This window comes from Klebsiella sp. GG_Kp175, from assembly GCF_040062325.1.
Taxonomy (GTDB): Bacteria; Pseudomonadota; Gammaproteobacteria; order Enterobacterales; family Enterobacteriaceae; genus Klebsiella; species Klebsiella quasipneumoniae.
In genome coordinates, this window is record NZ_JBEAFX010000009.1 from 1 (window position 1) to 13,463 (window position 13,463).

Annotated in this window: 8 protein-coding genes; 6 read left to right on the top strand and 2 right to left on the bottom strand. The window is 57.8% G+C overall.

The window, feature by feature from the left end:
• Positions 1 to 237 precede the first annotated feature (237 nt).
• Complete coding sequence (locus ABLU73_RS14575) at positions 238 to 693, bottom strand: acetyltransferase (RefSeq protein WP_004206832.1); 456 nt, start codon at positions 691 to 693, stop codon at positions 238 to 240.
• Positions 694 to 849: 156 nt separating this feature from the next.
• On the opposite strand from ABLU73_RS14575, the gene metA reads away from it, so the two are divergent.
• The 4 genes from metA (at position 850) to aceK (ending at position 6,912) form a co-directional block, all read left to right on the top strand.
• A complete protein-coding gene (gene metA, locus ABLU73_RS14580; protein WP_004206830.1) occupies positions 850 to 1,779 on the top strand; it encodes a homoserine O-succinyltransferase in 930 nt (309 codons plus the stop codon).
• Between the two features lie 260 nt (positions 1,780 to 2,039).
• Positions 2,040 to 3,641 (top strand): malate synthase A, encoded by a 1,602-nt coding sequence (gene aceB / locus ABLU73_RS14585; protein ID WP_032456808.1) that lies wholly within the window; start codon positions 2,040 to 2,042, stop codon positions 3,639 to 3,641.
• A gap of 79 nt (positions 3,642 to 3,720) precedes the next feature.
• Positions 3,721 to 5,025, top strand: coding sequence for an isocitrate lyase (aceA, locus tag ABLU73_RS14590; RefSeq protein ID WP_004206828.1), 1,305 nt, complete (start codon positions 3,721 to 3,723; stop codon positions 5,023 to 5,025).
• Positions 5,026 to 5,127: 102 nt separating this feature from the next.
• Entirely contained in the window at positions 5,128 to 6,912 is a 1,785-nt protein-coding gene (gene aceK, locus ABLU73_RS14595) for a bifunctional isocitrate dehydrogenase kinase/phosphatase (protein ID WP_004206827.1), read from the top strand.
• A 50-nt stretch (positions 6,913 to 6,962) separates the two neighbouring features.
• On the opposite strand, the gene iclR is transcribed toward aceK, so the two are convergent.
• On the bottom strand, positions 6,963 to 7,793 hold the full coding sequence (gene iclR / locus ABLU73_RS14600) for a glyoxylate bypass operon transcriptional repressor IclR (RefSeq protein ID WP_004206826.1): 831 nt from the start codon (positions 7,791 to 7,793) through the stop codon (positions 6,963 to 6,965).
• A gap of 194 nt (positions 7,794 to 7,987) precedes the next feature.
• Here iclR and metH point away from each other — a divergent pair, with 194 nt between their 5' ends.
• Positions 7,988 to 11,671, top strand: a complete 3,684-nt coding sequence (gene metH, locus ABLU73_RS14605) for a methionine synthase (protein ID WP_064178424.1) — start codon at positions 7,988 to 7,990, stop codon at positions 11,669 to 11,671.
• 129 nt (positions 11,672 to 11,800) lie between these two features.
• Positions 11,801 to 13,432, top strand: a complete 1,632-nt coding sequence (locus tag ABLU73_RS14610; protein WP_004206824.1) for a Na/Pi cotransporter family protein — start codon at positions 11,801 to 11,803, stop codon at positions 13,430 to 13,432.
• Positions 13,433 to 13,463 lie beyond the last annotated feature (31 nt).

Sequence of the window (13,463 nt, forward strand, 5' to 3'; positions counted from 1 at the left end):
CCGATGGTAGTGTGGGGTCTCCCCATGTGAGAGTAGGGAACTGCCAGGCATCAAACAAGTGAAGAGCCCATCCTGCCGGATGGGCTTTTTGCGTTTCTGTCGTCCGGCCAGCGTGCCGGTATGTCTCCCCGGTGGCGCTGCGCTTACCGGGGCTACACGATCCGTAGCCCGGACAAGGTGCGCAGCACCGTCTCCGGAGAGGCTCCTGTCTAAGGGTTAGCAGTTGCGACGTCAATCTTAGTCTGCTTCAGCCTGCTGCTCATGTATCAAATTCAATAACGGATACGGTTGCCCCAGATCGTCCGTTTCAGACCGCCCTGTCACCCTAAAACCCATTCTCTGATAAAACCCGACCGCTTGTTCATTCTGCTCATTTACGTTTGTCGTCAGCTTCGGCGTTAACGACAGCGCATGCTCAATCAGCAATCTCCCCACACCGCAGCCGCGGACATCTGGATCGACGAACAGCGCATCCATATGATCTCCGGTCAGTAGCATAAAGGCGATCGGCTGGTCCTCCGTGTTAACCGCCACCCACAGCGGAGCCTCCGGTAAAAATGCGCGTACCATCTCCTCCAGCTCCTTTCGATACGCTTTTGACAGAAAGTCGTGGGTGGCGTCGACCGACCGACACCAGATCGCAATCAGTTTATCCCCTTCATCAGGCCGGGAACGGCGGATGCTAATAACCATATTTTCTCCTTTTCTTCATTCTTATATTCTAACTCAATGCGCGCCGTGAAATTTTCTCACCGTGAACATGCAGACTCGACATTCACTCGATTCCTGGTTATCTTCAGCTATCTGGATGTCTAAACGTTTATACGTATGCTATGAGGTAATAGAGTTATGCCAATTCGGGTGCAGGACGAGCTACCAGCCGTCAATTTCTTGCGCAATGAAAACGTCTTTGTAATGACGACAACGCGTGCAACAACTCAGGAAATCCGCCCCCTGAAGGTGTTAATCCTCAACCTGATGCCGAAGAAAATCGAGACGGAGAATCAGTTCCTGCGTCTGCTGTCGAACTCTCCGCTGCAGGTGGACATCCAGTTATTACGCATCGATGCACGTGAGTCACGTAATACGCCGGCGGAGCATCTGAATAACTTTTACTGCAATTTCGATGAGATCTGCGATCAGAACTTTGACGGCTTGATCGTCACCGGCGCTCCTTTAGGCCTGGTTGAATTTAATGATGTCGCTTACTGGCCGCAGATCAAACAGGTGCTGGAGTGGGCCAAGGATCACGTCACTTCGACGCTGTTCGTCTGTTGGGCGGTGCAGGCCGCGCTGAATATTCTGTACGGCATTCCCAAGCAAACCCGTGCCGAAAAGATTTCTGGCGTCTATGAACACCATATTCTACACCCACACGCCTTACTGACCCGCGGTTTCGACGACTCTTTCCTCGCCCCACACTCACGCTATGCTGACTTTCCGGCAGGGCTTATCCGTGACTATACCGATCTCGAGATCCTCGCGGAGACAGAAGAGGGCGATGCGTATCTGTTCGCCAGTAAAGATAAGCGTATCGCCTTTGTCACCGGCCACCCCGAGTACGATGCCAATACCCTGGCAAGTGAATATTTCCGCGATGTGGAAGCCGGTTTGAACCCTGAGGTTCCCCACAACTATTTTCCGCAAAACGACCCGCAGAACAAACCGCGCGCTACCTGGCGCAGCCACGGTAATCTGCTGTTCGCTAACTGGCTGAACTATTACGTCTACCAAATTACACCATACGATCTGCGGCATATGAATCCAACGCTGGAGTAATACTCCGCACGAAACGATCCTAAAGCGTTTCAGCACTTTGCCTCTGGCACCTTCGGGTGCCTTTTTTATTTCCGAAATTCACCTCACAGCTGATGATAACTTTAATTCCATTGTTATCAATATGTTAATGTCATTTTAAAATTAAAATGGAAATTGTTTTTGATTTTGAAAATTAATTGAGTAGTCTTAATTGTGCTGAGCGAAAACTGCACAACGATCTTTCGCTCGCTTCCAGCGGATCAACCAAGAGGAGCAGCACAATGACGCAGCAGGCGACAATCACCGATGAACTGGCCTTTAGTCAGCCCTATGGCGAGCAGGAGAAGCAAATCTTAACGCCTGAGGCGGTAGAATTTCTGACGGAACTGGTGAGCCGCTTTACGCCGGCGCGCAATAAACTGCTGGCCGCGCGTCTGCAGCAGCAGCAGGCTATTGACGATGGACAGCTGCCGGATTTTATTTCGGAAACTGCTTCCATTAGAAATAGCGACTGGACCATTCGTGGTATCCCGGCGGATTTGCAGGATCGCCGCGTTGAAATTACCGGCCCCGTCGAGCGCAAGATGGTCATTAACGCGTTGAACGCTAACGTAAAAGTCTTTATGGCGGACTTTGAGGATTCGCTGGCGCCTGACTGGCGTAAAGTCATTGATGGTCAGATCAACCTACGCGATGCCGTGAACGGGACCATCAGCTACACCAATGAGGCTGGCAAAATCTATCAACTGCAGCCCAATCCCGCTGTGCTGGTATGCCGTGTGCGCGGTCTGCACCTGCCGGAAAAGCATGTGACCTGGCGTAATGAGGCCATCCCCGGCAGTCTTTTCGATTTTGCGCTCTATTTCTTTCATAACTACCAGGCGCTGCTGGCGAAAGGAAGTGGTCCCTACTTCTATCTGCCAAAAACCCAGGCCTGGCAAGAGGCGGCATGGTGGAACGATGTCTTCAGCTTTACTGAAGATCGCTTTGATTTGCCGCGCGGCACTATCAAGGCCACGCTGCTGATTGAAACACTGCCGGCGGTGTTCCAGATGGATGAGATCCTGCATGCGCTTCGCGACCATATTGTCGGCCTGAATTGCGGCCGCTGGGACTATATCTTCAGCTATATCAAGACGCTGAAAAACCATCCGGACCGCGTACTGCCGGACCGCCAGGTGGTGACGATGGATAAACCCTTCCTTAGCGCCTACTCACGGTTGTTGATTAAGACCTGCCACAAACGCGGGGCGTTTGCGATGGGCGGGATGGCGGCCTTTATCCCGAGCAAAGATGTCGAGCGTAACCGTCAGGTGCTGAATAAAGTCACCGCCGACAAAGAGCTGGAGGCGAACAACGGTCACGATGGCACCTGGATCGCCCATCCTGGGCTGGCGGATACCGCCATGGCGGTGTTTAACCGCGTGCTCGGCGACAAGCCGAATCAGCTCTCGGTGACCCGTAGCGAGGACGCGCCCATTACCGCCGAACAGCTGCTGGCCCCCTGCGAGGGCGAGCGCACGGAAGCCGGGATGCGCGCCAACATTCGCGTGGCGGTGCAGTACATCGAAGCCTGGATCTCCGGCAACGGCTGCGTACCGATTTATGGCCTGATGGAAGACGCCGCGACAGCTGAGATCTCGCGCACCTCTATCTGGCAGTGGATCCATCATCAGAAAACCCTGAACGACGGCACGCCGGTCACAAAAGCGCTGTTCCGCCAGTGGCTGGCGGAAGAGCTGATGGTGATTCAGGAAGAGCTGGGAGAGCACCGCTTCAGCCATGGCCGCTTTGACGATGCGGCGCGGCTGATGGAGCAGATCACCACCTCTGATGAACTGATTGATTTTCTGACATTACCGGGCTACCGCCTGCTGGCCTAATCGCCAGATGGTGTGGTTCGCCATTTAGTCCTTCACCAATGCGCCTGGAGAGCCAGGAAATTATATGGAGCATCTGCACATGAAAACCCGTACCCAACAAATCGAAGAATTAAACAAAGAGTGGACGAACCCGCGCTGGGAAGGGATTACCCGCCCGTACAGCGCGGAAGAGGTGGTGAAATTACGCGGCTCGGTGAACCCGGAATGCACGCTGGCGCAGCTTGGCGCGGCGAAAATGTGGCGTCTGCTGCACGGTGAAGCAAAGAAAGGGTACATCAACAGCCTTGGCGCGCTGACCGGCGGCCAGGCCTTGCAGCAGGCGAAGGCCGGCATCGAAGCCATTTATCTCTCCGGCTGGCAGGTGGCGGCGGATGCTAACCTGGCGTCCAGCATGTATCCGGATCAATCGCTGTACCCGGCCAACTCGGTACCGGCGGTGGTGGATCGGATCAACAATACCTTCCGCCGCGCCGATCAGATCCAATGGTCAGCCGGGATCGAGCCGAACGATCCGCGCTTTATCGACTATTTCCTGCCGATCGTGGCGGATGCGGAAGCCGGTTTTGGCGGCGTCCTTAATGCCTTCGAGCTGATGAAATCGATGATTGAAGCCGGTGCAGCGGCTGTTCACTTCGAAGATCAGCTGGCGTCGGTGAAGAAGTGCGGTCATATGGGCGGTAAAGTGCTGGTCCCGACCCAGGAAGCGATACAGAAACTGGTGGCGGCGCGTCTGGCGGCTGACGTGATGGGGGTCCCGACGCTGGTGATCGCCCGTACCGATGCTGACGCTGCCGATTTAATTACCTCAGACTGCGATCCGTACGATCGTGAGTTTATTACCGGGGATCGCACCAGCGAAGGGTTCTTCCGCACCCATGCCGGGATCGAGCAGGCGATCAGCCGCGGGCTGGCCTATGCGCCGTATGCGGACCTGGTGTGGTGTGAAACGTCGAAACCGGATCTTGAGCAGGCGCGTCGCTTTGCTGAAGCCATTCATGCGCGTTTCCCGGGCAAACTGCTGGCCTATAACTGCTCGCCGTCGTTTAACTGGAAGAAAAATCTCGATGATAAAACCATCGCCAGCTTCCAGCAGCAGCTGTCGGACATGGGATACAAGTACCAGTTTATTACCCTCGCCGGGATCCACAGCATGTGGTTCAACATGTTCGACCTCGCCCATGCTTACGCTCAGGGTGAGGGGATGCGCCATTATGTTGAAAAAGTGCAGCAGCCGGAATTCGCCGCCGGGCCGGAAGGCTATACCTTCGTCTCGCATCAGCAGGAGGTGGGTACCGGCTACTTCGACAAGGTCACCACCATTATCCAGGGCGGTGCCTCGTCGGTGACGGCGCTGACCGGCTCGACCGAAGAAGATCAGTTTTGAGCCATGCCCGGTGGCACGACGCTAACCGGGCCTGTGAAGGGATCCAGGCCGGATAAGCGAGCGCGCCATCCGGCCTGACGTGGTGCCGGATGGGGGAGTTCGATGACGCGTGGTCTGGAATTACTGATTGCCCAAACGATATTGCAGGGATTTGACGCTCAGTATGGGCGTTTTCTCGAAGTGACTTCCGGCGCGCAGCAGCGCTTTGAACAGGCCGACTGGCATGCGGTGCAGCAGGCGATGAAACAGCGGATCCACCTCTATGACCACCATGTGGGTCTGGTGGTGGAGCAGCTGCGCTGCATCACGGAAGGAAAGAGCACGGATGCCGACTTTTTGCTGCGGGTGAAAGCCCACTACACCCGTTTGCTGCCGGATTACCCTCGTTTTGAAATTGCCGAGAGCTTTTTCAATTCGGTCTACTGCCGCCTGTTTGACCACCGCTCGCTGACCCCCGAGCGGCTCTTTATTTTCAGCTCGCAGCCCGAGCGTCCTTTTCGCACCCTTCCGCGACCGCTGGCGAAAGATTTTTTTGCCGATCGCGGCTGGCCGCACCTGCTGGGTAAAGTGCTGTCCGATCTGCCGCTGCGGCTGCCGTGGCAAAATAAAGCGCGGGATATCGGCTATATCATTGCCAGTCTGCAGGAGGCGCTGGGGGAGGAACTGCTCGCCACCTGTCATCTGCAGGTCGCCAATGAGCTGTTCTATCGTAATAAAGCCGCCTGGCTGGTGGGCAAACTGGTGATGCCGATGACCACGCTGCCCTTTTTGCTGCCGATCCATCGCAGCGACGAGGGCGAGCTGTTTGTCGATACCTGCCTGACCACCCATGCCGAAGCGAGTATCGTGTTTGGCTTCGCGCGTTCCTATTTTATGGTTTATGCGCCACTGCCCGGCGCCCTGGTGGAATGGCTGCGCGAGATCCTGCCGGGGAAAACCACGGCCGAGCTGTATATGGCGATTGGCTGCCAGAAGCACGCCAAAACCGAAAGCTATCGTGAATATCTGCACTACATCGCTCGCTGCGATGAGCAGTTTATTGAGGCGCCGGGCATTCGCGGGATGGTGATGCTGGTGTTTACCCTGCCGGGGTTTGACCGGGTGTTTAAGGTGATCAAAGACCGCTTCGCGCCGCAGAAAGAGATGACCGCCGCCCACGTGCGCGCCTGCTATCAGCTGGTAAAGGAGCATGACCGCGTCGGGCGGATGGCGGACACGCAGGAGTTTGAAAATTTCGTGCTGGAGAAACGACAAATCGCGCCGGCGCTGCTGGCGCTGCTGCAGGCGGAGGCGGGGAACAAACTGACCGACCTCGGCGACCGGATTGTCATCAGTCATCTGTATATTGAACGGCGAATGGTGCCGCTCAACCTGTGGCTGGAGCAGGTTAACGGCCAGGCGCTACGCGATGCGGTAGAAGAGTATGGGAATGCTATCCGCCAGCTGGCCGCCGCCAACATCTTTCCCGGTGATATGCTGTTTAAAAACTTCGGCGTCACCCGCCACGGCCGGGTGGTGTTCTACGACTATGACGAAATCTGCTATATGACGGAAGTGAATTTTCGCCAGATCCCACCGCCGCGCTATCCCGAGGATGAACTGGCCAGCGAGCCGTGGTACAGCGTCTCGCCGGGGGATGTGTTCCCGGAGGAGTTCCGCCACTGGCTGTGTGCCGACCCGCGCATTGGGCCGCTGTTTGAGGAGATGCATGCCGACCTGCTGCGCGCCGACTACTGGCGCGAACTGCAGACGCGGATTAAAAACGGCCATGTGGAAGATGTCTACGCCTACCGGCGCAAGCAGCGTTTTAGCGTGCGCTATGGCGCCGACAGTAGGCCGGATAAGGCGTTTACGCCGCCATCCGGCAAGGTGCGCCGATCTGCCTGATGGCGCTACGCTTATCAGGCCTACTTAAAATGCCCCGGTGGGGCATTTTTTTATTTAACCCCGCCGTATGCCAGCGTCACTTCCTTCGCCGCTTTGATCACCAGCGCGCCCAGCTCGGTCACCCGGTCATCGGTCATGCGTGAGATGGGGCCGGAGATGGAGATTGCCGCGAACGGTTCGCGGTGTTCATCATAAATGCAGGCGGCGACGCAGCGGAGGCCGAGCGCGTGCTCCTCGTCATCGAACGAGTAGCCCCGCTTGCGGGTCTGCGCTAAATCTTCCTTCAGATGCAGCGGCGAGACCAGCGTGGCATGCGTATAGGCATGTAGCCCTTTACGGTGCAGGAGGCTGGTAACCTGCTCTTCGCTCAGCTGCGAGAGGAACGCCTTCCCGGCGCCGGAGGCGTGCATCGGCAGTTTTCCGCCGATCGGCGCCGACATCCGCATCAGCTGGGTGCACTGCACCTGGTCGATAATGATCGCCTGGTGGTCGCTCTGGTCAAGCACTGCCAGATTCACCGTTTCACCGGAATCTTCCATCAGCTGGCGCAGGATCGGGTGGACAATCGCCAGCAGATTGCGGCTTTGCAGAAAGCTGCTGCCGACCACGAAGGCATGCGCGCCGACGGCCCAGTGGCCCAGCTCGCCGACCTGGCGGACGAAACCCAGCTGCTGCATGGTGGTCAGCAGGCGGTGAGTGGTTGAGTTGGGCAGACCCGCCTGCTGCGCCAGCTCGGTCAGCGCGACGCTGCTGTGGGATTCGGCAATCCATTCGAGCAATTTCAGGCCGCGGGTCAGCGACTGAACCTGACCGCCAGCCTGCTGGGCGGTGGCAGCCGCGGGTTTTCTGCCGCGTTTCGCGGGAACGGGGGTAGTGGCCATCGCGGACTCCTTTTTCTGTATCGTGGAAATAATTTTCGTTTTATTTGGCGATAATGCAATCACAACCGGACTCATCGGAGGAGTGAAGCTGAACATGTCTCATATTGCCCGTTGTTGTCTTTTCCGCTCCGGTGGTTTATGCCAGTATGGTTTGTTGGCTATTTGGCCTGAGTTGAGCGTTGTCGGGAGCAAGTGTGAGCAGCAAAGTTGAGCAACTGCATCAGCAGTTAAAAGAACGTATTCTGGTTCTGGATGGGGGCATGGGCACCATGATCCAGGGCTATCGTCTGAGTGAGCAGGACTTTCGCGGTGAGCGCTTTGCTGACTGGCCGTGCGACCTGAAAGGCAACAACGACCTGCTGGTGCTCAGCAAGCCCGAGGTGATCCGCGAGATCCACGACGCCTACTTCGAGGCCGGCGCGGATATCATTGAGACCAACACCTTTAACTCGACAACCATCGCGATGGCGGATTACCAGATGGAATCCCTGTCGGCAGAGATCAACTATGCGGCGGCGAAGCTGGCCCGCGCCAGCGCCGACGCCTGGACGGCCCGCACGCCGGAAAAACCGCGCTACGTGGCGGGCGTGCTTGGCCCAACTAACCGCACCGCCTCCATTTCGCCTGATGTGAACGATCCGGCGTTCCGTAATATTACCTTTGACCAGCTGGTGGCCGCCTATCGCGAGTCCACCCGGGCGCTGGTGGAAGGTGGCGTGGATCTGATCCTGATTGAAACGGTATTTGATACCCTGAATGCCAAAGCGGCCATCTATGCGGTGAAAGAGGAGCTGGAGGCGCTGGGCGTTGACCTGCCGCTGATGATCTCCGGCACCATTACCGATGCCTCCGGCCGCACGCTTTCCGGGCAGACCACCGAAGCTTTCTATAACTCGCTGCGCCACGCCGAAGCCTTATCGTTTGGTCTGAACTGCGCCCTCGGGCCGGACGAACTGCGCCAGTACGTCCAGGAGCTGTCGCGCATCGCTGAATGCTACGTCACCGCGCACCCGAACGCCGGCCTGCCCAACGCCTTCGGCGAATACGATCTGGATGCCGATACCATGGCGGCGCAGATCCGCGAATGGGCGGAAGCCGGTTTCCTTAATATCGTCGGCGGCTGCTGCGGTACGACCCCGGAGCATATCGCCGCCATGAGCCGGGCAGTAGCGGGCCTGCCGCCGCGCCAGCTGCCGGAAATCGCGGTGGCCTGCCGCCTCGCCGGCCTTGAGCCGCTCAATATCGGCGATGACAGCCTGTTCGTTAACGTCGGCGAACGTACCAACGTTACCGGCTCGGCGAAATTTAAACGCTTAATCAAAGAAGAGAAGTACAGCGAAGCGCTGGACGTCGCGCGTCAGCAGGTGGAAAGCGGCGCGCAGATTATCGATATCAACATGGACGAGGGGATGCTCGACGCAGAAGCGGCGATGGTGCGCTTCCTCAACCTGATTGCCGGCGAGCCGGACATTGCCCGCGTGCCGATCATGATCGACTCCTCCAAGTGGGAAGTTATTGAGAAAGGCCTGAAATGCATTCAGGGCAAAGGCATCGTTAACTCGATTTCGATGAAAGAGGGCGTCGAACCCTTTATCCACCATGCGAAACTGGTTCGCCGCTACGGCGCTGCGGTAGTGGTGATGGCCTTTGACGAAGTGGGCCAGGCTGATACCCGCGAACGTAAAATTGAGATTTGCCGTCGCGCCTACAAAATCCTCACCGAAGAGGTCGGCTTCCCGCCAGAAGATATTATCTTTGACCCGAATATCTTTGCGGTGGCGACCGGTATCGAAGAACACAATAACTATGCCCAGGACTTTATCGGCGCCTGCGAAGACATCAAACGCGAGCTGCCGCATGCGCTGATCTCCGGCGGCGTCTCCAACGTCTCCTTCTCTTTCCGCGGCAATGACCCGGTTCGTGAGGCGATCCACGCCGTATTCCTCTACTATGCGATCCGCAACGGCATGGATATGGGGATCGTCAATGCCGGTCAGCTGGCCATCTATGATGACCTGCCGGGCGAGCTGCGCGACGCGGTGGAGGACGTGATCCTCAACCGCCGCGATGACAGCACCGAAAGATTGCTCGAACTGGCGGAAAAATATCGCGGCAGTAAAGTTGACGACGGCGCCAATGCCCAGCAGGCGGAGTGGCGCAGCTGGGAGGTGAAAAAACGCCTCGAATATTCGCTGGTGAAGGGCATTACCGAATTTATCGAACAGGACACCGAAGAAGCGCGTCAGCAGGCTGCCCGCCCGATTGAGGTGATCGAAGGGCCGCTGATGGACGGCATGAACGTGGTCGGCGATCTGTTCGGCGAAGGCAAAATGTTCCTGCCGCAGGTGGTGAAATCCGCTCGCGTCATGAAACAGGCGGTGGCCTACCTTGAGCCGTTTATCGAAGCCAGTAAAGAACAGGGCTCCAGTAACGGCAAAATGGTGATTGCCACGGTAAAAGGCGACGTTCATGACATCGGCAAAAACATCGTCGGCGTGGTGCTGCAGTGTAATAACTACGAAATCATCGATCTTGGCGTGATGGTCCCGGCGGATAAAATTCTCAAAACCGCCAAAGAGGTAAACGCGGATCTCATCGGCCTTTCCGGGCTGATTACCCCATCGCTGGATGAGATGGTTAACGTGGCGAAAGAGATGGAGCGTCAGGGCTTTACCATTCCGCTGCTGATAGGCGGCGCGACCACCTCGAAAGCGCATACGGCGGTGAAAATCGAGCAGAACTACAGCGGCCCGACCGTTTACGTACAGAACGCCTCGCGCACCGTCGGGGTGGTGGCTGCGCTGCTCTCGGATACGCAGCGCGATGAGTTTGTCGCCCGCACGCGCAAAGAGTATGAAACGGTGCGTATCCAGCATGGGCGTAAAAAACCGCGCACCCCGCCGGTGACCCTGGCGGCCGCACGGGAAAACGATCTGGCCTTTGACTGGGAGAGCTATACGCCGCCGGTGGCCCATCGCCTGGGGATTCAGGAGGTGGAAGCCAGTATCGAGACGCTACGCAATTACATCGACTGGACGCCGTTCTTTATGACCTGGTCGCTGGCGGGTAAATATCCGCGCATTCTGGAAGATGAAGTGGTAGGGGAAGAGGCGCAGCGCCTGTTCAAAGACGCTAACGAGCTGCTGGATAAACTGAGCGCAGAGAAAACCCTCAACCCGCGCGGCGTGGTGGGCCTGTTCCCGGCCAACCGGGTGGGCGACGATATTGAAATCTATCGCGATGAAACCCGCACCCACGTGCTGACGGTGAGCCATCACCTGCGCCAGCAGACGGAGAAGGTCGGCTTCGCCAACTACTGCCTCGCCGACTTTGTGGCGCCGAAGCTGAGCGGCAAAGCGGACTACATTGGCGCCTTCGCCGTCACCGGCGGCCTGGAAGAGGACGCGCTGGCGGAGGCCTATGAAGCGCAGCATGACGACTATAACAAGATCATGATCAAGGCCATCGCCGATCGTCTGGCGGAAGCCTTCGCCGAGTATCTGCACGAGAAAGTGCGCAAGGTCTACTGGGGGTATGCGGCCAATGAGAACCTCAGCAATGAGGAACTTATTCGCGAGAATTACCAGGGGATCCGTCCGGCGCCGGGGTATCCGGCCTGTCCGGAGCACACTGAAAAAGGCACCATCTGGCAGTTGCTGGACGTCGAAGCCCATACCGGCATGAAGCTTACCGAATCGTTCGCCATGTGGCCGGGGGCATCGGTTTCCGGCTGGTATTTCAGCCATCCGGACAGCAAGTACTTCGCCGTGGCGCAGATCCAGCGCGACCAGGTCGAAGACTACGCGCGGCGTAAAGGGATGACCCCGGCGGAAGTCGAGCGCTGGTTAGCCCCTAATCTGGGCTATGATGCGGACTAGTCGTCATCTTTCCTTACAACTAACAAGGCGCTCTGTGAGCGCCTTGTCTCTTTATTGAGGTTAACCCCTTATACTGAGATAGGTTCCAGAACGTCGGAACACCTATAACGATAAGGAGAAGCTGATTCCGTGTTAACTCTGCTACACCTGTTGTCCGCGGTCGCTCTGCTGGTGTGGGGCACGCATATCGTGCGTACCGGGGTGATGCGCGTCTATGGCGCTCGCCTACGTACCGTTCTCAGTAGCAGCGTAGAGAAAAAGCCGCTCGCCTTCTGCGCGGGTCTTGGCGTGACTGCGCTGGTACAAAGCAGCAATGCCACCACCATGCTGGTGACCTCGTTTGTCGCCCAGGATTTAGTGGGCCTCACGCCGGCGCTGGTGATGGTGCTGGGCGCCGATGTCGGGACGGCGCTGATGGCGAGGGTACTGACCTTCGACCTGTCGTGGCTGTCGCCGTTGTTGATATTTATCGGGGTGATTTTCTTCCTCGGCCGCAAGCAGACCCGCGCCGGGCAGCTGGGGCGAGTGGGGATCGGCCTTGGGCTGATCCTGTTGGCCCTGGAGCTGATTGTGCAGGCCGTCCACCCCATTACCCAGGCCAACGGCGTGCAGGTGATTTTTGCCTCGCTGACCGGGGATATCATGCTGGATGCCTTGATTGGCGCTGTATTCGCGATCATTAGCTACTCCAGCCTGGCGGCGGTGCTGCTGACCGCGACGCTGACCGCGGCGGGAGCGATCTCTTTCCCGGTGGCGCTGTGCCTGGTGATTGGCGCCAACCTGGGATCGGGGCTGTTGGCGATGCTCAACAACAGCGCGGCGAACGCGGCGGCGCGCCGGGTGGCGCTGGGCAGCCTGCTGTTTAAGCTGGTGGGGAGCCTGATCATTCTGCCGTTCGTCCATCCGCTGGCCGCGGCGATGCACAAGCTGCCGTTGGCCGAGTCCGAGCTGGTTATCTACTTCCACGTTTTTTACAACCTGCTGCGCTGCATCGCGATGGTGCCTTTTGCCGGACCGATGGCGAAGCTGTGCCAGCGCATGATCCGCGATGAACCCGAGCTGGATAACCATCTCAAACCCAAGCATCTTGACCCGTCGGCGCTGGACACCCCGGCGCTGGCGCTAGCCAACGCCGCGCGCGAGACGCTGCGCATTGGCGACGCGATGGAGCAAATGCTGGAGAGCCTGCATAAGGTGATGCATGGCGAACCGCGTCAGGAGAAAGAACTGCGCCGCATGGCGGACGATATCAACGTCCTCTACACCGCCATTAAGCTCTATCTGGCGCGAATGCCAAAGGATGAGCTGGCGGAAGAAGAGTCCCGGCGCTGGGCGGAAATTATTGAGATGTCGTTAAACCTCGAGCAGGCCTCCGATATCGTCGAGCGGATGGGCAGCGAGATCGCCGATAAATCGCTGGCGGCGCGTCGCGCCTTCTCGGTGGAAGGGTTAAAGGAGCTGGACGCCCTGTACGATCTGCTGCTCAGCAATCTGCAGTTGGCGATGTCGGTCTTCTTCTCCAGCGATGTGCCGAGCGCCCGTCGCCTGCGGCGCAGCAAACACCGGTTCCGCATTCTTAACCGCCGCTACTCGCATGCGCACGTTGACCGCCTGCATCAGCAGAACGTGCAGAGTATCGAAACCAGTACGTTGCATCTGGCGCTGCTGGGGGATATGAAGCGCCTGAACAGCCTGTTCTGCTCGGTGGCTTACAGCGTGATGGAGCAACCGGATGAAGACGACGAACGGGATGACTACTGAGCCATTCCCCGGCGGCGCTGTGCTAACCGGG